25 protein-coding genes and 1 tRNA gene are annotated in these 22,607 nt (G+C 63.2%); 17 read left to right on the top strand and 9 right to left on the bottom strand.

The genetic code is table 11. From position 1 onward, the window contains the following. Positions 1-169: 169 nt before the first annotated feature. The gene (locus ACFX5Q_RS26755) at positions 170-460 is read left to right on the top strand and encodes a hypothetical protein (protein ID WP_404282837.1); all 291 of its coding nucleotides are present in this window, start codon (positions 170-172) and stop codon (positions 458-460) included. Positions 461-480: 20 nt separating this feature from the next. On the opposite strand, the gene ACFX5Q_RS26760 is transcribed toward ACFX5Q_RS26755, so the two are convergent. Then, positions 481-1,359, bottom strand: a complete 879-nt coding sequence (locus ACFX5Q_RS26760; RefSeq protein WP_404282839.1) for a hypothetical protein — start codon at positions 1,357-1,359, stop codon at positions 481-483. 352 nt (positions 1,360-1,711) lie between these two features. Here ACFX5Q_RS26760 and ACFX5Q_RS26765 point away from each other — a divergent pair, with 352 nt between their 5' ends. Continuing rightward, positions 1,712-2,416 carry a hypothetical protein gene (locus ACFX5Q_RS26765; protein ID WP_404282841.1) on the top strand — a complete coding sequence of 235 codons (705 nt, stop codon included), beginning with the start codon at positions 1,712-1,714 and terminating at the stop codon, positions 2,414-2,416. A gap of 125 nt (positions 2,417-2,541) precedes the next feature. On the opposite strand, the gene ACFX5Q_RS26770 is transcribed toward ACFX5Q_RS26765, so the two are convergent. The 5 genes from ACFX5Q_RS26770 to ACFX5Q_RS26790 all read right to left on the bottom strand — a co-directional run bounded on the left by ACFX5Q_RS26770 (position 2,542) and on the right by ACFX5Q_RS26790 (position 4,977). Beyond that, positions 2,542-2,967 carry a hypothetical protein gene (locus tag ACFX5Q_RS26770; protein WP_404282842.1) on the bottom strand — a complete coding sequence of 142 codons (426 nt, stop codon included), beginning with the start codon at positions 2,965-2,967 and terminating at the stop codon, positions 2,542-2,544. A gap of 102 nt (positions 2,968-3,069) precedes the next feature. Next, the gene (locus ACFX5Q_RS26775; protein WP_192182180.1) at positions 3,070-3,780 is read right to left on the bottom strand and encodes a pentapeptide repeat-containing protein; all 711 of its coding nucleotides are present in this window, start codon (positions 3,778-3,780) and stop codon (positions 3,070-3,072) included. Positions 3,781-4,082: 302 nt separating this feature from the next. Continuing rightward, entirely contained in the window at positions 4,083-4,469 is a 387-nt protein-coding gene (locus tag ACFX5Q_RS26780; RefSeq protein WP_404282844.1) for a hypothetical protein, read from the bottom strand. Next, on the bottom strand, positions 4,466-4,807 hold the full coding sequence (locus tag ACFX5Q_RS26785; RefSeq protein WP_404282846.1) for a hypothetical protein: 342 nt from the start codon (positions 4,805-4,807) through the stop codon (positions 4,466-4,468). The genes ACFX5Q_RS26780 and ACFX5Q_RS26785 overlap by 4 nt, the downstream gene beginning before the upstream one ends. 80 nt (positions 4,808-4,887) lie before the next feature. Beyond that, positions 4,888-4,977 (bottom strand) — tRNA-Ser (locus ACFX5Q_RS26790). A gap of 384 nt (positions 4,978-5,361) precedes the next feature. On the opposite strand from ACFX5Q_RS26790, the gene ACFX5Q_RS26795 reads away from it, so the two are divergent. From ACFX5Q_RS26795 to ACFX5Q_RS26805, 3 genes are all read left to right on the top strand, one after another. Then, a complete protein-coding gene (locus tag ACFX5Q_RS26795; RefSeq protein ID WP_404282848.1) occupies positions 5,362-6,060 on the top strand; it encodes a 50S ribosomal protein L21 in 699 nt (232 codons plus the stop codon). A gap of 101 nt (positions 6,061-6,161) precedes the next feature. Continuing rightward, positions 6,162-6,431, top strand: coding sequence for a 50S ribosomal protein L27 (rpmA, locus tag ACFX5Q_RS26800; protein WP_006206376.1), 270 nt, complete (start codon positions 6,162-6,164; stop codon positions 6,429-6,431). A 121-nt stretch (positions 6,432-6,552) separates the two neighbouring features. Continuing rightward, a complete protein-coding gene (locus ACFX5Q_RS26805) occupies positions 6,553-7,140 on the top strand; it encodes a GNAT family N-acetyltransferase (protein WP_404282851.1) in 588 nt (195 codons plus the stop codon). A 168-nt stretch (positions 7,141-7,308) separates the two neighbouring features. Here the strand turns inward: ACFX5Q_RS26805 and ACFX5Q_RS26810 are convergent, their stop codons facing one another. After that, entirely contained in the window at positions 7,309-8,172 is an 864-nt protein-coding gene (locus tag ACFX5Q_RS26810) for an endonuclease/exonuclease/phosphatase family protein (RefSeq protein ID WP_404282852.1), read from the bottom strand. A gap of 202 nt (positions 8,173-8,374) precedes the next feature. On the opposite strand from ACFX5Q_RS26810, the gene obgE reads away from it, so the two are divergent. Continuing rightward, positions 8,375-9,403, top strand: coding sequence for a GTPase ObgE (gene obgE / locus ACFX5Q_RS26815; protein ID WP_006206379.1), 1,029 nt, complete (start codon positions 8,375-8,377; stop codon positions 9,401-9,403). Between the two features lie 2 nt (positions 9,404-9,405). Further along, positions 9,406-10,527, top strand: a complete 1,122-nt coding sequence (gene proB, locus ACFX5Q_RS26820) for a glutamate 5-kinase (protein WP_404282853.1) — start codon at positions 9,406-9,408, stop codon at positions 10,525-10,527. Between the two features lie 26 nt (positions 10,528-10,553). On the opposite strand, the gene ACFX5Q_RS26825 is transcribed toward proB, so the two are convergent. Then, positions 10,554-10,817 (bottom strand): hypothetical protein, encoded by a 264-nt coding sequence (locus ACFX5Q_RS26825; RefSeq protein WP_404282855.1) that lies wholly within the window; start codon positions 10,815-10,817, stop codon positions 10,554-10,556. A gap of 213 nt (positions 10,818-11,030) precedes the next feature. On the opposite strand from ACFX5Q_RS26825, the gene ACFX5Q_RS26830 reads away from it, so the two are divergent. The 3 genes from ACFX5Q_RS26830 to ACFX5Q_RS26840 all read left to right on the top strand — a co-directional run bounded on the left by ACFX5Q_RS26830 (position 11,031) and on the right by ACFX5Q_RS26840 (position 14,506). Continuing rightward, positions 11,031-12,311, top strand: a complete 1,281-nt coding sequence (locus ACFX5Q_RS26830; RefSeq protein WP_404282857.1) for a glutamate-5-semialdehyde dehydrogenase — start codon at positions 11,031-11,033, stop codon at positions 12,309-12,311. A gap of 249 nt (positions 12,312-12,560) precedes the next feature. Then, positions 12,561-13,148: a nicotinate-nucleotide adenylyltransferase gene (locus ACFX5Q_RS26835; protein WP_404282985.1), complete on the top strand. Its 588-nt coding sequence runs from the start codon at positions 12,561-12,563 to the stop codon at positions 13,146-13,148. A gap of 68 nt (positions 13,149-13,216) precedes the next feature. Further along, on the top strand, positions 13,217-14,506 hold the full coding sequence (locus tag ACFX5Q_RS26840) for an MFS transporter (RefSeq protein WP_404282858.1): 1,290 nt from the start codon (positions 13,217-13,219) through the stop codon (positions 14,504-14,506). A 10-nt stretch (positions 14,507-14,516) separates the two neighbouring features. Here the strand turns inward: ACFX5Q_RS26840 and ACFX5Q_RS26845 are convergent, their stop codons facing one another. Further along, the gene (locus ACFX5Q_RS26845) at positions 14,517-15,374 is read right to left on the bottom strand and encodes a mechanosensitive ion channel family protein (RefSeq protein ID WP_404282859.1); all 858 of its coding nucleotides are present in this window, start codon (positions 15,372-15,374) and stop codon (positions 14,517-14,519) included. A 244-nt stretch (positions 15,375-15,618) separates the two neighbouring features. Between ACFX5Q_RS26845 and rsfS the strand changes: the two genes are divergently transcribed. From rsfS to alr, 7 genes are all read left to right on the top strand, one after another. Next, positions 15,619-15,996: a ribosome silencing factor gene (gene rsfS / locus ACFX5Q_RS26850; RefSeq protein WP_006206388.1), complete on the top strand. Its 378-nt coding sequence runs from the start codon at positions 15,619-15,621 to the stop codon at positions 15,994-15,996. A gap of 58 nt (positions 15,997-16,054) precedes the next feature. Then, positions 16,055-16,537, top strand: coding sequence for a 23S rRNA (pseudouridine(1915)-N(3))-methyltransferase RlmH (rlmH, locus tag ACFX5Q_RS26855; RefSeq protein WP_404282862.1), 483 nt, complete (start codon positions 16,055-16,057; stop codon positions 16,535-16,537). 138 nt (positions 16,538-16,675) lie between these two features. Continuing rightward, the gene (locus ACFX5Q_RS26860; protein WP_404282863.1) at positions 16,676-18,037 is read left to right on the top strand and encodes a murein hydrolase activator EnvC family protein; all 1,362 of its coding nucleotides are present in this window, start codon (positions 16,676-16,678) and stop codon (positions 18,035-18,037) included. Between the two features lies 1 nt (position 18,038). After that, complete coding sequence (locus ACFX5Q_RS26865; RefSeq protein ID WP_192181996.1) at positions 18,039-19,364, top strand: S41 family peptidase; 1,326 nt, start codon at positions 18,039-18,041, stop codon at positions 19,362-19,364. A gap of 205 nt (positions 19,365-19,569) precedes the next feature. Then, a complete protein-coding gene (locus tag ACFX5Q_RS26870; protein ID WP_404282864.1) occupies positions 19,570-20,724 on the top strand; it encodes a divergent polysaccharide deacetylase family protein in 1,155 nt (384 codons plus the stop codon). A gap of 68 nt (positions 20,725-20,792) precedes the next feature. Then, entirely contained in the window at positions 20,793-21,314 is a 522-nt protein-coding gene (locus ACFX5Q_RS26875; RefSeq protein WP_404282866.1) for an RNA pyrophosphohydrolase, read from the top strand. 75 nt (positions 21,315-21,389) lie between these two features. After that, positions 21,390-22,538: an alanine racemase gene (gene alr, locus ACFX5Q_RS26880; protein WP_404282867.1), complete on the top strand. Its 1,149-nt coding sequence runs from the start codon at positions 21,390-21,392 to the stop codon at positions 22,536-22,538. Positions 22,539-22,607: the final 69 nt, after the last annotated feature.

Consider the following 22,607-nt stretch of genomic DNA (forward strand, 5'->3'; position numbering starts at 1 on the left):
CTTCCAAATGTTCGCGGGCCTTGTCGGCGTCGTGGTAAATCTCGGCGGTCAGATCGAACATTGCGGTAACTCCTTGGGTTTGTTATCGCAAATTGCGTCTGGTACGTCAAGTATATAATTAGGAATATAATCCTCCAATTGCGGCGAACCCCTTTCAACGGAGATCGCCATGCCCCAAAAGACTCTTGCCGACACCTTAGCCGCCAACGAAACCCTCTATGTCAATTGCGCGCATCCGATGTGCGGCAGATCGACAAAGCTAGATGTCCAAGCACTGATTGACAGGCTCGGCGCCGATCACGGCTCGATGCATCAGGATTTGGTCGGGCTCTTCGGCTGCTCGAAATGCAAGGCAGAGGGCCGCCACCGCAGCCCGGTGTTTTTCACATGCATTCCTGACTACGAAGGCCAGCAGCGGGCGCGGAATCGCGGCTGGAAGCCGACTTTCGATCGCCACTAGTCCGGTTGATGCATCTCAAGTCAGTCGCGGGGACGGACTACTGCTGAGGAAGCAAATTGTTGATGGGGCAGTTGGGTTGCGAGCGGCACATCAAGGCCGAGATATTCAAAAAAGAGGCTGGCGTTGCGTTCAAACCTGAAGTCGAAGATTATCCTTGTGGGTTGGGAGCAAGGGGCTCCTCCGCTAGGCCAGATTGCTTCCAAAGCGGCCTTGCGAGGCGGGATGAAGTCGATCAGATCGAGACCTGAAACTGTGGTGTTCCATGTGAGTAAGAATAGCTTACCCACCGCAAAAGCACTGGTCTGCAGGTTCATCCGCGCAGCAGCGTCGCCCGGTTGCGTGACTGCCGCCGCTCGGTGGATCAGATTGCCATGCCATCTCCAACCCTGGTACCTGCCGATCCAAACCCGCCAGTTCTCAGGGATGCATTGCGTCTCGGCAAAAGCGCGACGCTGCTCAGTTGGCACCGCTATTGTCTTGTAGTCCAAGTGCTCGGCGACCATAGTAAACATTACTGCCCATTTCGACAGCAGATGCTGCTCCTCGGGCGTCAGCACACGACGAACGCCTGCCGCCGATTCGCCTAGCGAGTTTCCCAAAACGAGATCCAACAAGACAGGCTTGACCAGGCTTTGCAGCCTACTCATCCAGCCGCCGTTGCAGTTTCGGCAGACGCATCTGAGTTTCTTCGACCTCGGGTCGCCCTGCTTGACGTTGACGCGCCGGTCCACTTCTTGCGGCGGCCCCTCTTGGTCGAACTTCATGAAGTTGGCGGTGTGTTTGGAACTATCACCAATTTTTGGCGCGTACGCAGCAAGCCAATCCGGCCAGATATGTTCCTTTGTTAAGCCGTTGCCGCCGCAAAAGATGCAGCGGCCCGTTTCCTTCGAGTTCGCCATACGATGGGACCCGAATCACGGCTTAGGGCTAATTGCGTTTAAGTCCTTGTCCAATTGAGCTTTATTCTGCTCAACACATTTCTGGACATCCTCGCTATCCTTGCAACTAGCGGCGATCTCCTCTTGAGAAGGGGCGCACCCAATCAACAGGTAAACAACTAGGGCAAGGGATGCGTAGCACATTTTCATCATGCGACCACAGTACACAACAGCCAGCCTCGAGCCTAGGGATGTTTGGCACGACCGAGGCCTCCCAAGCTAGAGCGCCTTTCGGCTCGTATCAATGCCTTGCCTCTTAAAGCTGGATGCCGATTATAACTGGCTGCGCACTCAAACGTTGCAGGGCCTACCAATGACGACGCAAAACGCCCGCTTTGCTAAAAACTTGGCAAGCCGCATTGATGATCTGCGTAAACTGGTACCTGTTGGCGCTTCTGACGCGAATGTTCGAGCAGCTACTGCCTGGCTTCGCGATATCCACGACAATCTTCAGGAATTCTGGGCCTATGTTGGGCTATCTGGAGACCCAACTATCAAAGCTTATGGATTGGAATGGAATCCTTTGCCGGGCGACATCACCGCTATTCTTTTTGGAGGCGAGGAGACCCCACAGTTCGGACATGCTGGGCCACTGAAGCCTATTGTCCACTCCGTGGATGCTCAGGGAGCGCCAATCGAGCACCCTAGTATTGGCCTGAGCTCGATAATCATGAGCCAAACTACGTCTATCGACTTCACCATGGGAGGGGATCCTTTTCACGATAGAGATAGGAGCCTCGCCGATTATTTTGCATGCAGTGTCGGATGTTGTGAAGGCAAGTCATTCAGCCGTTTTGACGTCATCGAGTACGCGGCATATCGACTTGGATACATCCATGCTCAGGGGGATCGCTACCTTAAGCGCAGCCCGGTGGCAGCAGCCGCACTCGACAAAATTGACGAATTCTATCCGCTCTACAAACGCAACAACCTCGACTATGTCCTTCTATCAATTGCACAAGAGCTACTGAACTCGGAGGCTATCGAACGGTACCGAGTAGCCGCGGGCAGATTGTGAATAGGTGGCATTTTTAGAGCACGGGCGCTAGGCGCTGGCTGGCTGTTTCATTTCCGCAGCCTCACCCCGGCGCCGCCGCCATTCTCGGGATGAACTCGACGCCCGGCGGCCAGGTGAACAAAAGGTCAGGGGCTCGTGTAGTTGCCGTCAACGACGCCACCGAGTTTCTCGTCAATGCTTCCCTTTATGATGGCTACGCCCTTGCCATGCGTGTCAGCGGCATCGCAATACGCAGCGATCGCGATGCTCAGTCGCCCCTCGTGGCCGGCATCCCCCCATCTTTCGGTCGAGACGTGTACGAATATTTGAGGTCCGCTGAAATCGGTGGCGTCGCTGCGCCTGATGCTGTCTATCGTGTTATCCCACGAAGCAAGCACGGCTTTCGCGTTGATCTTGGCGCAGTCTCCGTAGACACCGGCATTGACGCCCGAAGCAACAACGCCACTGGTAGAGCTCGCGCTGCCCGTCGGACTCCTGTCATGGCCCTTGAACATCCAAACAAGGCCGATCGCGACGACAGCGACGGCCGCAATCCTTGTCCTTTCGCCCATACTTCGACGCCCCCTCACGTCGCGCCAAGGATGCAGCGCAAGCTTCGCCCTCGCAAGGGCGCGCTTGACGATTTCAGCCCCGGCAGCGACACGGCGCCGAGCCTATGGCTCGCTACAGGGCCAATCTTCAGGCCTCGTCAAGCCAGAAGGCAACTCGGTCCGGGCGTCTCCGCAAGCCATGTTGAGCTGCCACTGGGATAGACCCGCCGAATTGGAAAGATCGAGGCCCTCGATACGGGTCAGAAAGAAAAAAGCGCGGTCAAAGTCTATCGGCGCGGTGAACGTCGCTCCTCGGAAGTCCGCCCGCGCGAGATTGGCAAACGAAAAGCGGCTGCCGCTGATATCGGCGTCATGGAACTGCGCTCGCCCCAATTCCGCCTTTGTGAAATCAACATTGGTCAGATTGGCGTCCTGGAAATTCGAGCGCTGCACTTCCGCGCTCGTAAACACAGCGCCCTGCGCGTCCATATGGCTGAAGTCGGTCCTGTAGGCCTCGATTTTGTCGAACCGGGCGCCTTTGGCGGTCGAGTCGGCCAGGGAAGCACGCACAAGCGTTGCCTTCTCAAAATTTGCCGCAAGGAGATTGCTGTTCCTGAGGTCGGTCGAAGTGAAATCAACACCGATCAGGTTCGCCCCGCTCAGGTCCTGTCCTTTTAGGATGAGAAGCTTTTTGTCACAGTCCTGCCAATTGACGCCAGGCGTCGCGGCTGCGTCGCAATTTTGAGCGGCAGCGGCGTTCTGCCAAGCAAATACAATGCAAACCGCTAGAACCAAGCCGGATGTGCCGTAAGCTCTGGTTCGTCTCAAAGTCATTGTTGCTGGACCTCTGCTACTCGCCGACAATCAACCTTACCACATCTGCTGACACTCGAAAGCGACGGCATTTTGCCCGCTAATCCCGCTAGTCCCCACCGCCAAATGAAAAGCCCGCCACCGTGAGGCAGCGGGCCAAATATGGGTCGGCGTCGGACCTATTGAATGCAAGAGCCCGGCGGATAGTACTCAGGGTCGTAATGCGACGGAGCGACGAGCATGAACTCTTCGTCGTCGGTGCGTATAGGAATCATCCCGAAGCATGTCGTTGCTCGGCTCTATCGTCAGAGGTGCGCGCCGGCTCATAGCGACACCAGCATTTCCTGCGACTTCAGATCGTCCGGCCACATGACGGTTTCGCCGGCGATGTCCGGACACGGTTCCGCGTCGCCGCCTTCCTCGTCGTCGCAGTTGTCCATTTCGAGGTCGAGCACGTCACCGGCCGGAAGGTTCGGCGCAAGGTATGACGCTGAACCGTGTCCGCCCCGCTCCGTCCATCCAAGGGACGGCTCGTCGTCTGCCGTCTCCTCCAGATCGCAATCGACCTCCATCAAGTCGAGCGCCGTTATCAGGCTCATGGCGCGGTCTAGGAGGTCGTTCAGGCGCTTCTCGACCGACTGGCGCCACTCGCGCGGATCCATGCCCTTCGGCATGCCAAGGGGCTTCAGAATGGGCGTGTGGGCGTTCATGACACGCCCCTATCGTGGTTTTTATAGTAGATGCCGAGGCCAGTTGAGGCCGGCCATACATGCGCCTCCCACAAGGCATGGGGATGGCCTGAGTGGCTGATGTCGGCCATCCAGTCATCCATCGCGTGGGCAAGTTCCGCAGCGAGCCGATTGACGCGCTGGACAGGTAATTCACGCGGCTCGGGAAGCGCCAGGACGGGCGGCGGCGCTGCCGAAGCAATGGCAGGAACGGAGGCGACTGCGCCGACAAGCAAGGCACGGCGAGAGAATCTCCCGACGATCGGGTTTTCGGTCTGGTCTGAAAAGCGGTGCATAATCAAGGTCTCCTTCGGGTGCATTTTCCTTGGGAAACGCATTGGGAAGGAGGCAAAGGACGCGGACAACTATCCTACAAAATCAATCTGTTAGGAGAGAAATCTGGCGGAGAGGGAGGGATTCGAACCCCCGATGCCCTTGCGAGCATGCCGCATTTCGAGTGCGGTGCATTCGACCACTCTGCCACCTCTCCGCGGTCATGGTCCGCCGTTGCCGGCGCGGCGCACTAGATAACGGCTGGGCGGGCAGGTTACAAGGCCCTATCAGCCTGATTTCCGGCCTTCGCGAACCACCGCCGTGTCGCGATGGCGCGAACCCCTCCGGGCAGGGTGTTTCACGGGTGTCCTCGTCGCCTTGCCGGAAGCAACCAGCGCGGCGACCGGTGATGGCGCGGCGGGCGGGTCAGAGATACAGCCACTTGCCTTGACTTCGGCCCAACCTTCGGTTAGGGACAGCGCGCAATCGGCGTGGAGGGGTCTTCCGCGCCGCTTGTTTTTTGAACCCGCAGACTGACAAAAAGACGGCCGAACCGCCTGAAGCGGTTCATCAAGGCCGACCGAACAGCGAAAGGCAAAAAATGTTCGCAGTCATCAAAACGGGCGGCAAGCAGTATCGCGTTGCCGCCAACGATCTCCTGAAGATCGAGAAACTCGAAGCCCAGGTCGGCGATATCGTCGAGATCGGCAATGTGCTGGCGCATGGCGAGGGCGAGAACGTTACCTTTGGCGCGCCGTTCGTCGATGGTGCCACCGTCACCGCCGAAGTCGTCGAGCAGGGCAAGAACCGCACCGTCATCGCTTTCAAGAAGCGCCGCCGGCAGAATTCGCGCCGCAAGATCGGCCACCGTCAGCTTCTGACCACCGTCCGGATCGCCGAGATCCTGCTGGGCGGCGCCAAGCCGGCGAAGAAGGCCGCGGCGAAGCCGGAAGCCAAGGCAGAGGCTGCCGTCGAGGCGAAGGCCGAGGCCGCGCCGAAGGAGGCCAAGGCCAAGAAGGAAGCCAAGGCTGAGGCTGCTCCGAAGGAAGAAGCCAAGGCCGAGACCACTGCCGCCGCGCCGCTGTTCAAGGCGCCGAAGGGCGAGCCTGACGACCTGACCGTGATCAAGGGCATCGGCCCGGTCGCGGCCAAGGACCTCGCCGAGCAGGGCATCATCACCTTCGCGCAGCTCGCCAAGCTGACCGACAAGGATGTCGCCAAGATCGACGAGCACATGCCGTTCAGCGCCGACCAGATCAAGGACTGGCGCGAGCAGGCCAAGGAGCTGGCGAAGAAGTAGGAACGAACCGGCGAAACGATCGCCGGATCGGACTTGAAACGGAACGCGAACGCGTTCATAAGACCATTCAAGCGCCCCCAGGGCGCATCGGAGTTAGTTAGATGGCACACAAGAAAGCTGGCGGTTCGTCGCGCAATGGTCGCGACTCGCATTCCAAGCGTCTCGGCGTGAAGAAGTTCGGCGGCGAAGCCGTGATTCCGGGCAACATCATCATTCGTCAACGCGGCACCTCGTGGCATCCCGGCGTCAATGTCGGCATGGGCACGGACCACACCCTTTTTGCGCTGGAAGCTGGCGCAGTCACCTTCAACAAGAAAGCCAACGGCCGAACCTACGTATCGGTGAACCCGATTTCCAAAGCAGCGGAGTAGCCGGTTCCGCACCACAACACCGGCGCCCATCTCGGGAACCGGTGTCTGGCCAGGCCAGGAAAAGGATCAGGGGAGATGGGTTTCCATCTCCCCTTTTTTCTTGCGCCTGGAGGACTTTGACATGGTTGCCGAAGCGGACGACACGGACGACGAAAGTTACGCGATAGATTGCCCGGTGCTGGCCACCGAGCGGCTGGTCATGCGGCGCCCGCACGAAGGCGATATCGGGCAGCTGGTGGCGCTCGCGGACAACCGCCACATCGCCGAAATGCTGGCCCGCATGCCGCATCCCTATGGCGAGGCCGAGGCCCGCGCCTTCCTCGCCATGACGGCAGCGCGCCGCGCCGGCATCGTCTATGCGCTGACGCTGGCCGGCACCGACACTTTCGTCGGCTGCGCCGGCCTCAACACCACCGATCGCGGGCTGGAGCTCGGCTACTGGATCGGCGAACCCTACTGGAAGCGCGGCTATGCGACGGAGGCCGCGCACGCGCTGGTCGACCTCGCCTTCCAGAGGACGTCGACCCAGGTGCTGCATGCTTCGACCAGGGTCATCAACCCGGCCTCACGCCGGGTCATCCACAAATGCGGGTTCCAGTATGCCGGGCAGGGCATGTTGAACTCGATCGTCGCCGGCCAGGTGCCGGTCGAGCGCTACCGGCTCGACAGGAAGACCTGGACGAGCCTCAGGAACTGGGTGCACTTTTAGGTGTGTCGATATTCAGGTGAGGCCGGCCTGCGAATGGCGGTTTCCTCCGCTTCCGGTGCTCACGTACTTTAAGTACGCTCCGCTCCGGTTCTCGGAAACCACCATTCTCGGCGCGGCCTGACCTGAATCTCGACGCTCGGCGCGTAGGCTCGAAGCAGAGGTTTGAGGTCAAGCCGTTTCGACCCAAACCGGCAGATGGTCCGAGCCGACCGCCTGCCGGTCGACCCACAGGCGCTTCAGTGTTCCGGCGAGCGAGGCTGAGGTGAAGACATAGTCGATGCGTTTGTGGCGGCCCGCATCGTCGGGCCGCTTGGGATCGACCCAGGTGACCAGATCGGGCGTGTCGAGGCGCTGGGCGGCGTCGACGGCGAGGTCGGCGGTCAGCGGCATGCCGAACTCATGATCCGGGCGGCCGACCAGTTCGACATATTCGGGCGATCCGGGCAGCATATTGAAGTCGCCCATGACGATGAAGGCTTCCGGATAGGGCAGGTCGGGCAGACCGATCTCGGGAATGCCGGACAGGCCGCCGCCTTCCAGCGCATAGTTCAGCAGGCGCTGGCGCAGGAAGCGGATCTGGCCCTGGCGTTCAACCGGGCTGCGATGGTCGAGATGGGTGGAATAGAAGCGGATGAAGCCGAGCGGCGTTTCGATCAGCGCTTCCAGCGCGCCGCGTTGGAAGTTCATCGCTTCCAGGCTGCGGCTGCGCGGCAAAAGGAGGTTGCGCGACAGATGAATGGGCGTTTTCGACAGCACCATGTTGCCGAGCTGGAACGTCGTGGTGATAGCGCGGCCGGCTTCCAGGTGAGAGCCGACATTGACCTCGAAATTGCTGCCATAGGCGGCAAAGTAATCGGGCAGCGCGTCGCAGAGTTCGGCCACCATGTCGTGGTTGCCGTTCCTGGGGTTGTTGCGGGTAACCTCTTGCAGCGCGATCACGTCGGCGCCGCGCACGGCGTCGGCAATGCGGCCGACATCGTAGTGGCCGTCGAGCCCGATGCCGTACTGGATGTTGTAGGTCACAAGCTTCATGCCAGCATTCCCCAGCCCGGCGTCCTGACCCGAAAGCCGAAATCGACCTTCGCCGGGGCACGTGCAGGCTCACAGTGCTACCGCGTCCCGCGCCTCAGCAAAAGCCGGCGTCGGCGCAATCCTTCGCAGAACGGCCTCGCCCTTCGCCTCGCCTTGGTTTAGAGCAATCGCGCAAGCCCACTAGCAGAAACCCGAAAATCCGATGAAATTTCTCGATCAAGCCAAGGTTTACATCCGCTCCGGCGACGGCGGTGCCGGTTCGGTGTCGTTCCGGCGCGAAAAATTCATCGAGTTCGGCGGGCCGGATGGCGGCGATGGCGGCCGCGGCGGTGATGTCTGGCTGGAGGCGGTCGACGGGCTGAACACGCTGATCGACTATCGCTACCAGCAGCATTTCAAGGCCAAGACCGGCACGCATGGCATGGGCCGCAACATGACCGGCGCCAAGGGCGCCGACGTGACGCTGAAAGTGCCGGCCGGAACCCAGGTTTTCGAAGAGGACAACGAGACGCTGATCTGCGACCTCACCGTGGTCGGTCAGCGCTTCCTGCTGGCCAAGGGCGGCAATGGCGGCTTCGGCAACCAGCATTTCAAGACCTCGACCAACCAGGCGCCGCGCCGCGCCAATCCCGGCCTGCCGGGCGAGGAGATGAACATCTGGCTGCGGCTGAAACTGATCGCCGACGCCGGCCTGGTTGGCCTGCCCAATGCCGGCAAGTCGACCTTCCTGGCGGCGGTCACCGCGGCCAAGCCGAAGATCGCCGACTATCCCTTCACCACGCTGCATCCCGGCCTCGGCGTCGCCCGCATCGACGGCCGCGAATTCGTCATCGCCGACATTCCCGGCCTGATCGAAGGCGCACATGAGGGCGTTGGCATCGGCGACCGCTTTTTGGGCCATGTCGAGCGCACGCGGGTGCTGCTGCATCTGGTCTCCGCGCAAGAGGAAAATCCGGGCAAGGCCTACAAGACGGTACGCGCTGAGCTTGATGCCTATGGCAACGGGCTGATCGAGAAGGTCGAGATCCTGGCGCTGTCCCAAGTTGACATTCTCGATGCCGATGAGCGCAAGAAGAAGGCGGCTTCGCTGAAACGCGCCGCCGGCCGCGCGCCGATGCTGCTTTCGGCCGTCACCGGCGAAGGCGTCGAGGCGGTGCAACGGGCGCTGATGGCCGTTGTTGCCGAGGCGCGCGACAAGGTCGTCGTTCCGGTTGGCACGCGCTGGCAATGACCATGCAGTCGTTGAAGAAATACCGGCGTATCACCGTCAAGATCGGCTCGGCATTGCTCGTCGACAGGACGACGGGGCTGAAGCGCGACTGGCTGGATTCGCTGGCCGACGACATCGCCGTGCTGGCCAATGGCGGCGCCGAGGTGATGGTCGTGTCGTCCGGCGCCATCGCGCTCGGCCGCACCATTTTAGGCCTGGGAAAAAGGGCGCTGAAGCTCGAGGAGAGCCAGGCCGCCGCCGCCGTCGGCCAGATCGCGCTGGCCGGCGCCTGGTCGGATGCGCTTGGCAAGGGCGGCCTGAAATCAGGCCAGATCCTTTTGACGCTCGGCGACACCGAGGAGCGCCGCCGCTACCTCAACGCACGGGCGACGATCTCGACGCTGCTCAAGATGAAGGCGGTGCCGGTCATCAACGAGAACGACACGGTGGCGACCTCCGAGATCCGCTATGGCGACAACGACCGGCTGGCCGCGCGCGTCGCCACCATGATGGGCGCCGATCTGCTGGTGCTGCTCTCCGATATCGACGGGCTCTACACGGCGCCGCCGGCCAGAGACCCAGGCGCAAAATTCATTCCGGTGGTCGACCGCATCACGCCCGATATCGAAGCGATGGCCGGTGCGGCTGCCTCCGAACTTTCGCGCGGCGGCATGCGGACAAAACTCGACGCCGGCAAGATCGCCACCGCCGCCGGCACGGCCATGGTCATCACATCAGGCACGCGGCTGTCGCCGCTGATGGCAATCGAGCGCGGCGAGCGGGCCACCTTCTTCCGGCCGAGCGCCAACCCGGTCAAGGGCTACAAGACCTGGATCGCCGGCCAGCTCGAACCGGCGGGCCGGCTCACCGTCGATGCCGGCGCCATCGGTGCGCTCTTGTCGGGCAAGTCGCTGCTGCCGGCCGGCGTCAAATTGGTCAGCGGCAATTTCTCGCGCGGCGACACAGTGGCAATCTTGTCGCCAGAGGGCCGCGAGATCGCGCGCGGGCTGGTTGCCTATGATGCCGCCGATGCCGTAAGGATCGCAGGCCTGAAGACGGCCGAGATCGAAACGGTGCTCGGCTATGAGGCCCGCTCGGCGATGATCCACCGCGACGACCTTGTGGTGAGCGGCGGCGCCGACTGAGATGCGGTCCCGCGATTGAGGGCGCGCTACTTGTCAGGTTCACGCGGCCATTTGGGTGGGTTGCGATAACGACCCTGAAACGCCTGCTGCATTTTCAGAAGCTCGCTGCAACCTCCCAACTCCGCTTCGATGGCTGCCTTGGCACGTCGATCCATTTCGGCTTGGGGAACATCCTTCTCGTCGCCGAAGACGATGTCGCGGATGAGCGCGTCGGTCGTCATTGCTTCCGCGCCTTTTTCCTCTTCCATCTTTTTCTTAAATTCCGCCTCAAGCCGAGCACGCGGCCACATCCGTGGCCCTCCTCTACAACGACAAAGATCTGGGAAAGCGGTGTCGGTGGCGCGCCGCAATAGCGCTCGGCGAGCGCGAGGGACACCATCGTACCTACCATAGTCATGGCCTTGCCGTCGGGGCTCTCGCCGGGTTCGATCTTGTCGTCGCAGTAGCCATTGCCGCGAAGGCCGGCCGCGTGTAAATCCACGAAGCTTCACTGGAGCGGTCAAATGCTGAACAAACACCAAGGCGAAGATGTAGCCAGTTTGATGGCACGGATAGGCCGCAAGGCGCGCGCTGCCGCCCGACCGCTGGCTATCGCGACCACCGCCGCCAAGAATGCCGCGCTGCTGGCCATGGCCGAGGCGATCATCGCCCGTGAGCGGGAGATACTCGACGCCAACGCCCTCGACATCTCGAGCGGCCACGAGTCCGGGCTTTCCGGCTCCTTCATGGAGCGGCTGAAGCTCGATCCGGCGCGCATCCGCGCGATGGCCGATGGTATTCGCGAGATCGCCGAACTTAAGGATCCCGTCGGCGACGTCATCGCCGCCTGGGACCGGCCGAACAGCCTGCAGATCGAACGGGTGCGCACGCCGCTCGGCGTCGTTGGCGTCATCTATGAGAGCCGGCCGAACGTGACGGCGGATGCCGGCGCGCTCTGCCTCAAGGCCGGCAATCCGGTCATCCTGCGCGGCGGCTCGGATTCGCTGAATTCCTCGGCCGCCATCCACGCCTGCCTGGTCGAGGGGCTGAAGGCCGCCGGCCTGCCGGAAGATGCCATCCAGCTGGTGCCGACCACCGACCGCGCCGCCGTCGGCGAGATGCTGAAGGGGCTTTCCGGCAATCTCGATGTGATCATTCCGCGCGGCGGAAAAAGCCTGGTCGGGCGCGTGCAGAGCGAGGCGCGTGTGCCGGTCTTCGCGCATCTCGAAGGCATCTGCCATCTCTATATCGACCGCTCGGCCGATCTCGACATGGCGATCAGGATCGCCGTCAACGCCAAGATGCGGCGCACCGGCGTCTGTGGCGCCGCCGAGACGCTGCTGGTCGACCGTGCCGTGGCGTCCACGCATCTCGTGCCGATCCTCGACGCGCTGCGTGCGGCCGGCTGCGAGATCCATGCCGATCAAGAGGTGCTGAAGCTGTTCTTCGACGCCAAACCGGCGACCGAAGCCGACTGGATGACCGAATATCTCGATGCCATCCTTGCGGTAAAACTGGTCGACGGCGTTGCCGGCGCGGTCGAGCATATCGAGACCTTTTCCTCGCATCACACCGAAGCCATCGTCGCCGAGGACGCCAAGGCGGTCGAAAAATTCTTCAACGAGATCGATTCGGCGATCCTCCTGCACAATGCCTCGACCCAGTTCGCCGATGGCGGCGAGTTCGGCATGGGTGCGGAGATCGGCATCGCCACCGGCAAGATGCACGCGCGCGGCCCGGTCGGGGTCGAACAGCTGACCTCGTTCAAATACCGCGTGCGCGGGTCTGGCCAGGTGAGGCCGTGACGTTTTTCGTCCCAAGGGCTTGAAGGTTGCGCCCAGCCACCCGCCTCTGTCCTGCCGGACATCTCCCCCTCAAGGGGGGAGATCGACTGTCCTTTCCGGTTTCGACAACTACCAGCGTTGCAGAATTTCTCCCGTCGGTGAAACTGCCAATCTCCCCCCTTGAGGGGGAGATGTCCGGCAGGACAGAGGGGGGTGCCTAGCACCATGCTGTCCCCTTCTGACTCCGCCGTCCCCTCCCACTACCTCCACATGCCGCACGCCGGCAAAGGCCTTGCCGTCGGGCTGTTCGGCGGCTCGTTCAACCCGCCGCATGCAGGTCACGCGCTGGTCGCCGAGATCGCACTGAGACGGCTGGCGCTCGACCAACTGTGGTGGATGGTGACGCCAGGCAATCCGCTGAAGAGCACGCGGGAACTGGCGCCGCTCAGCGAGCGCCTGCAGCAGTCCGAGCAGATCGCCAAGAACCCGAAGATCAAGGTCTCCGCCTTCGAGGCGGCACACTATGTCCGTTTCACCGCCGACACGCTGGCGCTGGTCAAGGCGCGCAATCCCGGCGTCGACTTCGTCTGGATCATGGGCGCCGATAGCTTGCGCGACTTCCACCGCTGGCAGCGCTGGCGCCAGATCGTCATGACCTTCCCGATCGCCGTCATCGACCGGCCAGGGGCGACGCTCTCCTTCCTGTCGTCGGTGGTTGCCAAGACCTTCGACTATGCCCGCGTCGACGAGGGCGACGCGCCACGCCTCGCCCGCATGAAGGCGCCGGCCTGGACCTTCATCCACGGCCCGCGCTCGTCGCTGTCGTCAAGCGCCATTCGCAAGGCTGCAAAAGACTGAGCCAGGCCGCCCGGCCATGTCGCATTTGCGGCTGCGTTTGTTCGTTTGGTAGGCGATCCTGACCGGACATGGCGATTTCAAAGAAGAATCAATTCGAAACCGGTTCGGAAGATGGCAACCCGCCGGCGCCGGTGATCGCCATTGCCAGCGTCGTGCTGTCGATGGCGCTGATCGCGGTCGGCAACGGGTTGATGTTCGCCTATATCCCGGTCCGCCTTGGCGTCGAGGGGTTCGATCCGACCTGGGCTGGGCTGATCATCACCGGCCTTTCCGCAGGCGGCCTTGCCGGCTGCATCCTGACCGGTCCGCTGGTGCGCAGGGTCGGGCATGCGCGCGCGTTCATGGTGCTGTCGGCGCTGATTGCGCTGTCCAATGCCGCCATTGGCGCCGGGACCTACCCGCTGCTGTGGATCGCGGCGCGTGCGCTCTACGGCTTTTCCATCTGCGGCCTGTTCATCGTCGCCCAGAGCTGGCTGAACGATGCCGTCGCCAACGCTATACGCGGACGCGTCATGGCGGTGTTCTACGTCGCCTATGTCGCCGGGCTCGGCGTCGGCTATGCCACGCTGGCGGCGATCGATATCCAGACCGCGGCCGCGCCGCTGATCGGCATCGCGTTTACCGCTCTGTCGATCCTGCCGGTCGGCATGACGCGGCTTGCCCAGCCGCCAGCGCCACAGGCCGCGTCGGTGGCGCTCGGCCGTGCCTGGCGGATCTCGCCGGTCGGTGTCGCCGGCATGCTTGCCGTCGGCGGCCTGTCGATGGCGATTTCGGGCTTTGCGCCGATCCATGCCACCGCCGAGGGGTACAGCCAGGCCGATGTGGCCTTGCTCCTGGCGGCGATGCCGCTCGGCACGCTGATCCTGCAAATACCGCTCGGCTGGATCTCCGACCGCACCGACCGGCGCTATGTGCTGATCGCCGCCTCCGCGCTGGCGGTGGCGGCGGGCATGCTTGCCATCGGCTTCGATGGCGGCGCACTGGCGGCGCTGGTGGTGATCTACATCGTGTGGGACGGCGCCTCGGAATCGATCTATTCGCTGGCCAGCGCGCATGCTGCCGACCGCGCCAGCAAGAACGACATGGTGGCGCTGTCGAGTTCGCTTTTGTTTGCCTGGTCGCTGTCGGGCTTCGTCGTGCCGGGCATCGTGACCGGGCTTTCCGCCCTCTATGGCACACAGGCCTTCATCTACGTGGCGATCGTCATCGCCTCGGCCTTCTGCCTGTTCGTGCTGTGGCGGGTGCTGACAACGCAGCCGGTGCCGACGGCCGAGACCGGCAGCTTCGCGCCGATGAGCGCGCAGGCGCCGTTGCCGGTGGAGCTTGCCTTCGCACCGGATCAGCAGCGCGACAGCTGAAGGTGCCTCGCTATTGCCGGGTGCTGGAGGGTTCCAGCCGCTGCGCGTCCGGCGGCGGCGCGGGAACCGAAAGCCCTTCGGCATCGAAGGCCTGCTTGATGCGCTTGGTGAGATCGATCTGGGTGGCGAAGAAATCCGCCGCCGAGGTCCAGTAGCGCAAGGAAACGGCGACGCTGGTGTCGCCGACGGTCGAGACGAAGGCGATCGGCGCCGGTTCCCGCCTGACGCGCCGTTCGGCGGCCGCGACACTGAGCATCGTCTTTTGCGCGAAATCGATGTCGTTCCACGAGCCGATGGTCAGCGTGATGTCGCCACGGCGGACGCCGTTGCGGGTAAAATTGCGGACGGGCTGGTTCCAGAGGGTCGAGTTGGGCGCCAGCACATACACGCCGTCGACCGTCCGCAACCTGGTGGCGAACAGGCCGACCTCCTCGACGGTGCCTGAAATGGCACCGACCTCGACATATTCACCGATACGGAACGGCCTGAGCGCCAGCAGCATGATGCCGGCCGCGATGTTCTGCAGCGTGCCCTGCAGCGCCAGGCCAATGGCGAGACCGATGGCGCCGACGGCGGCGATGATCGAGGCGGTCTGCACGCCGAACTGGCCGAGCACCATGATGACGACGAGGATCAGGATGGCGTAGCGGACGATCTTTGAGAAGAAATGGCGCAGCGTCGCGTCGAAGCCATGGATGTGTTTCAGGCCGGCGGAGATCGAGCGCTCGGCGAGGCCGGCCACGATATAGCCGACAACGAGCAGGATGACGGCGCCGATGGCGGAGAATGAGTAGGAGACGATCAGGGTGCTGAGTTGGGCAAGGCCCGCCTGCACGGTGAGGAGCGTGTTCTGAGGATCGATAGGCATTCTGGGAAATCCGATTTTGGGGGGAAAGCCGATAAACCCGCCAATGAGCCCAAAGTTCCGATATTTGCAGGCATTTGGAACCAAACGCAGAGCATCGCGTTGGCGGCGGCCGCGACCCACGTCTTGAAACTGCAACGGAACTCTGCCTATCTAAGTGGTGTCACCTGATTTGGCGGGTGATTTGGTTGTTCTTGCTGCGAAAGGAAATACACTGAGAACAGCACTGCGGAAGAAGGCCGACATCGTGCCTTCGCCGGCCGGGATCAGCGTAAACGACGCCGTGTCCCGCGCCATCAAGACAGTCCTTGCCAGTCTGGAAGACTCCAAGGCCGAAAACATCGTCTCAATCGACATTCAGGGGAAATCGAGCCTCGGCGACTATATGGTTGTCGCGTCGGGCCGATCGCACCGTCATGTCTCGGCTGTCGCCGATCACCTCCTCAAGGCGCTCAAGGATGCCGGCCTCGGCATGGCGCGCGTCGAGGGGCTGGCCGGTGCCGACTGGGTCCTGATCGATTCGGGCGACATCATCGTCCATGTCTTCCGCCCCGAAGTCCGCGAATTCTACAATCTCGAAAAGATGTGGCAGGCGCCGGACCTCGAGGAAGAGACGCTCCACTGAGCCGCATCTGTTTTGATGCATGCCGCTCAGCATGCATCGACGGCTCTTCGAGGCAGGGATGAAGATTACGGTTCATGCCGTGGGCCGGATGAAAGCCGGCCCCGAGAAGCTGCTCGCCGACCGTTATTTCGAGCGCTTCGCCAAGAGCGGTCCCCCGGTCGGGCTCGAATTCTCAGGCGTTGTCGAGATTGCCGAAGGCCGCGCCCAGACCGCCAATGAGCGGCGGCGCGAAGAAGGCCAGAAGCTGCAGACGCAGCTGCAGCAAGGCACCGCGCTGATCCTGCTCGACGAACGCGGCAAAAGCTTTTCCTCCGAGGATTTCGCCGGCCGCATCGGCCTGCTGCGCGACAGCGGCCGCAAGGCGCTGGTCATCGCCATCGGCGGCGCCGACGGCCACGACCAGTCGCTGCGCGACCAGGCCGATCTGGTGGTGTCGTTCGGCGCGCTGACCTGGCCGCATCAGCTGGTGAGGGTGATGCTGGGCGAACAGCTCTACAGGATCGCCACCATCCTTTCGGGACATCCCTATCATCGCTCCTAGACCAGGCCGAATCCTGTGCATCGGCGCCCGCCCGCCCGGATTTCCGCCCCAATGCAGCGGCAGAGTGTACGCCATTGGCAAACCTATCGAACATGGTTGATTGTTCGTTAACGAAGCCACGCATAGAGTCGGGCTTCAATGTCTGAATTTGGACGAACCAGAGCGAGCATTCTGCGCGGCTGCGGCATTGCGGCGGCGGCGTTCGTGCTGTTACTCGGTGCCGCCAGGGCCGAGAACACGCTCGACCTGGCGCCCGATCCGGACAAGAGCCGCGCCGAATACGAGCAGGTCTCGAAGGAGATCACGCTGTCTTCCGAGCGGCTGGCCAAGCTTGCGGCCGACATAGCGGCGGTCAAGAAGGATCATGCCTCGATCACCGCGGCGCTGATCCAGTCGGCGATGACCGAGCAGAAGCTAGGCCAGGACATCGAGGACATCGGCGCCAAGCTGGAGGGGCTGAAGGGCGAGGAGCAGAAGATCCGCGCCTCGCTCAACGCAAGGCGCGACGTGCTGGCTGAGGTGCTCGGCGCGCTGCAGCGCATGGGGCTCAATCCGCCGCCGGCAATCCTGGTCAAGCCGGAAGACGCGCTGTCGTCGGTGCGCAGCGCCATCCTCTTGGGCGCCGTGGTGCCGGAACTGCGCCAGCAGACCGATATATTGCTGGCCGACCTCAAGGAACAGACACGGGTGACGGCCTCGATCGAGGCCGAGCGCGCCAGGCTGACGGAAGCGGTCGGCGAGCAGACGGCGGAAAAGAAGCGGCTCACCATGCTGCTTGAAGCCAAACAGAGGCTCGAAGCCGACACGCAAACGGCGCTGGCGGCGGAAAAGCAGCGCTCCGAGGCACTGGCGGCCAAGGCCGGCAGCCTGAAGGAGCTGATCGCCTCGCTCGAGGCCGACAAGGCGCGCAAGGCGGCGGACCAGACCAAGGCCGGCGAGCAGAAATCGGCCGACGGCGACACGGCTCCGGCGCAAGAGGTTCCCGCACAAGCAGGGGCTCCGGCGCAGACGGAACTGGCTGCACTGCCGGTGCCCGAAGGTAACCGGCTGACCGCTTCAGCGCCGTTTTCGGCGCTTCAGGGGCAGATCGCGCTGCCGGTCATCGGCAAGATAAAACAGCGTTTCGGCACCGATGACGGTAACGGCGCGGTGATGCTTGGTGACATGGTTGCGACACAATCGGGCGCCATCGTCACCGCGCCGGCGGATGGAAATGTGCTTTATGCGGGGCCTTTTCGCTCCTATGGTCAACTCTTGATCCTGAACGCAGGCGACGGCTATCATGTCGTCCTGGCGGGGATGAGCAGAATCAGCGTCGCGACTGGCCAGCCGGTGCTCGCAGGAGAGCCGGTCGGCGCGATGGGAGAGGCCCGGGTGGCGAGCACCTCGGCCTCGAAGAATGGAAATGCCACGCCGGAGCTCTACGTCGAGTTCCGCAAGGATGGAAAACCCGTCGATCCGGCCCCATGGTGGGCGGACCGTTTTTCTGGAAGGACGTGAAATGATGCGGAAACTGTCGCTTCTGTTTGCCGGTGCGCTGATGGGCGCATCAGCGATGAGCCTGGTCTACGGCGCACCCGGCTCGACGGCGAACGCTGCGGGCTCCGAGACCTACAAGCAGCTGGCCATCTTCGGCGACATCTTCGAGCGCGTCCGGGCGCAGTATGTGACGCCGCCGGACGACAAGTCGCTGGTCGAAAACGCCATCAACGGCATGCTGACCTCGCTTGATCCGCACTCCTCCTACATGAATGCCGAGCAGGCGCAGGACATGCGCGTGCAGACCAAGGGCGAATTCGGCGGCCTCGGCATCGAAGTCACCATGGAAAACGACCTGGTTAAGGTGATCACGCCGATCGACGATACGCCGGCCGCCAAGGCGGGCGTGCTTGCCGGCGACTACATCGCCAAGATCGATGGCGATGAGGTGCGCGGCCTGACCCTCAACGACGCCGTCGAGAAGATGCGCGGGCCGGTCAACACGCCGATCAAGCTCACCATCCTGCGCCAGGGCGCCGACAAGCCGATCGAGCTGACCGTCGTGCGCGACATCATCAAGGTCAAGGCGGTCAAGTTCCGGGTCGAGAACGACATCGGCTACATGAAGATCACGTCGTTCACCGAAAAGACCTATGACGACCTCGAGAACGCCATCGACAGCATCAAGAAGCAGGTGCCGAACGACAAGCTCAAGGGCTTTGTGCTCGATCTGCGCCTCAATCCTGGCGGCCTGCTCGACCAGGCGGTGAGCGTGTCCGACGCCTTCCTCGACCGTGGCGAGATCGTCTCGACGCGCGGCCGCGATCCGAAGGACGTCACCCGCTTCGACGCCCGTCCGGGCGACGACATCAAGGGCAAGCCGCTGATCGTGCTGGTCAATGGCGGTTCGGCGAGCGCCTCGGAAATTGTCGCCGGGGCGCTGCAGGATCTGCGCCGCGCCACGGTGGTCGGCACCCAGTCCTTCGGCAAGGGTTCGGTGCAGACCATCATCCCGCTCGGCGAGAACGGCGCGCTGCGCCTGACGACGGCGCTCTATTACACGCCGTCCGGCAAGTCGATCCAGGGCAAGGGCATCACGCCCGACATCAAGGTCGAGCAGCCGCTGCCGCCGGATCTGCAGGGCAGGGACCTGACGCGCGGCGAATCGGATCTCAAGGGCCATATCAAGGGCGCCGATGAGGGTTCGACCGGCTCCGGCTCGGCTGCCTATGTGCCGCCGGATCCGAAGGACGATTTGCAGCTGATCTATGCCGAAGAGCTGCTGCGCGGCCAGAAGACCGATCCGGCGTTTCCGCCGAATCCGGACAAGGCCGTGCTCAACCAGTAAGGACCGAGTGGTCAGAGCAAGGCTCTGGCCGCCCGATCAAAGCAATGCGATGCTGCCGGGGCCGCGAGGTTCCGGCAGTTTGATTCGGGGGACCGCGGTTGGAGCGCCACGCGTCTGGGTTAACGCGCCGGCGATTGCGAATTTTGCGCAGCATGTCTCGTAAAAGGTGACTTTCACTTAAGGGTCGTGCTTCCGGGGACACAAGTTGGCTGACATCAGCAAGGACATCGAACGCCCGCTCGGACAGACGATCCGGCCGCCGCGTGCCGCGTCGCGCGGGCTCAGCGCCGGCACGGTCGGGGCCACGCTGGCGGTGCTGGCCGTGGTCGGTATCTCAAGCGCGATCGCGCTGCGCGAAAAGCCGTTCCGCAAGCCGGAAGAGGTTGCCGTTTCGACGCCGAAGGTGACCGCCGCGCCCAAGACGGAAACGCCGCCCAAGGAAACCTCTCCCAAGACCGACGGGCCGCAGATCATCCATGTGCAGACCGAAGAAGGCGACGGTCCGCCGAAGGCGGCGATCGTCATTCGCGACCCCTCGACGGTCGGCCAGAACCTGAAGATCGCGCATATTCCCGACAAGGCGCTGATCGAGACCAGCGAAACCGGGCCGCTGCCGATGCGTGCCGCCGACGGCAGGCGTCCGTTCGACGTCTATGCGCGGCCGTGGTCGGGATCGCGCGGCGCGCGCGTGGCGATCGTCATCGGCGGGCTCGCCGTGTCGCAGACCGGTACCCAGGCGGCCATCGCCAAGCTGCCGGCCGAGGTGACGCTGGCCTTTGCCCCGCAAGGCAACAGCATCGGCCGGTGGATGCAGGCGGCGCGACAGAGCGGGCACGAGATCGTCATGCAGGTACCGCTCGAGCCGTTCGACTATCCCAACGTCAATCCCGGCCGCAACACGCTGACGGTGGTGGCGAGCCCGGACGAGAATTTGAAGAGCCTGCACTGGGCGCTGTCGCGAACCACCAACTATACCGGCGTGATGAACTATATGGGCGCCCGCTTCTCGGCCGATTCCGCGGCGATGGGGCCGTTCATGGCCGAGCTCGGCAAGCGCGGCTTGGCCTATGTCGACGATGGTTCGTCGGCGCGCAGCCTGGCGCCCGACCTGGCGCTCAAGGACGGCGTGCCGTTCGTCGCCGGCGACACGTCGATCGATGCGGTGCAGGACCGCGGCGCCATCCTGAAGAAACTGGACGAGCTCGAGGCCACGGCGCGGGCAAAGGGTTTTGCTGTCGGCGTCGGCTCGGCATTCGATCTGACGGTCGACACGGTGTCGTCCTGGGTGACGGAAGCCAAGAAGCGCGGCATCGAGATCGTGCCGATTTCGGCGGTGGCCATCGATCCGCAAAAAGGCTAGCAGCCGTTCTCGATAATTCTCTCCCGAGCGAATTCTCAAAAGCGGCGGAAAGCTGGAAAGACTGACTGATGGCGAAGACAAAACCGGTCGATCCCGAGACGCTGCCTTACCGCCCCTGTGTCGGATTGATGATCCTCAATGGCGAAGGGCTGGTCTGGGTCGGTCACCGCATCGCCGAGCCGGACAGCGAATTCGCCGGCACCACGCAGCTCTGGCAGATGCCGCAGGGCGGCATCGACAAGGGCGAGGATCCGCTCGAGGCGGCCGCGCGGGAACTCTACGAGGAGACCGGCATGCGCTCGGTCTCGCTGCTGGCCGAGGCGCCGCACTGGATCAATTACGACCTGCCGCCGCATCTGGTCGGCATCGCCTTCAAGGGCCGCTATCGCGGCCAGACGCAGAAATGGTTCGCCTATCGTTTTCACGGCGACGAGAGCGAGATCCAGATCAACCCGCCACCGGGCGGCCACACGGCCGAGTTCGACCAATGGGCGTGGCGGCCGATGCGCGACTTGCCCGACCTGATCGTGCCGTTCAAGCGCAAGGTCTATGAGGACGTGGTGGCGGCGTTCCGGCATCTGGTGGCGTAACCAGCGCGATCGCGCATGGTCGCTGCGTCGGTTTCGTGGTCTTATGGATGCTGAGCTGCTTCGCACAGGGTCGGTATGAACGACGCCTCCAAAAACGTTCCCGAAAGCATCGCCACGCAAGGTGAGCTGGTCAGTGAAGCGGTGGCCGGCGCCATCCTGACCATCGATCTCGGTGCCATAAGCGAGAACTATCGGCGGCTGAAGGCGCAGCTTGGGAGCGTGCCGTGCGCCGGTGTCGTCAAGGCCGACGGCTATGGCCTGGGCGCGGCGCCCGTGGCGAGGGCGCTGTCGGCCGAAGGCTGCACCACATTCTTCGTCGCGCTGCTCGCCGAGGGCATGGCGCTGCGCGGGGAACTCGGACCCGGACCGGCGATCCATGTCCTCAACGGCCTGCCGCCTGGCTCCGAGCCGGAAGCGATTGCGGCGGAGCTTGTTCCCGTCATCAACAGCGTCGGACAACTGAAGGCCTGGAGCAACGCCGGCCAGCAGGCCGACCGCAAGGTCCCGGCCGCGATCCAGGTCGACAGCGGCATGTCGCGGCTCGGCATGCCGCCGGCGGAGGTCGAGGCGATCAGCCAGGATCGGCGCGCTTTCGACGGCGTCGAAATCGTCCTGGTGATGAGCCATCTCGCCTGCGCCGACGAGCCGCAACATCCCGCCAATGAGCGGCAGTGGCTGGCCTTCGAGCGCTTGCGCAAGATGCTGCCAGAAGCGCCTGCTTCGCTCGCCAATTCGTCCGGCATCTTCCTGGGGTCGGCCTTTCATTTCGACCTCGCCCGCCCGGGGGCGGCGCTCTACGGCATCAATCCGACGCCGAGCGAACCGAACCCGATGCTGCCGGTGGTGCGGCTGCAGGCGAAAGTCGTCCAGACGCGCAGCCTCGAGAAGGGCGCCGGCGTCGGCTATGGCCATACGTTTCGTGCAACCGGCCCGTTGGAAGCGGCGACGATCTCGCTCGGCTATGCCGACGGCTGGCATCGCCGCGCCGCCTCGGCCGCCTGGCTCGGTACGGTCGGCCTGCCCTTTCTCGGACGCGTATCGATGGATTCGATCATCCTCGACATTTCCGCGCTCCCCGTGGGCACGCTCGGCGAGGGCGATCTAGTCGAATTGCTCGGCCCGTCGCAAAGCGTCGATGACGCGGCCGGCCATGCCGGCACGATCGGCTATGAAATCCTGACCAGCCTCGGGGCCCGCTTTCATCGGCGCTACGTGCACGGATAGCAACGCGGTACTTGGCGGGCGCTCGAAAATCCGGCAGACAGAGCATGACGACCCGGCCTGACGAGACGT

It is taken from the genome of Mesorhizobium sp. IMUNJ 23033 (assembly GCF_044778005.1).
Taxonomy (GTDB): domain Bacteria; phylum Pseudomonadota; class Alphaproteobacteria; order Rhizobiales; family Rhizobiaceae; genus Mesorhizobium; species Mesorhizobium amorphae_A.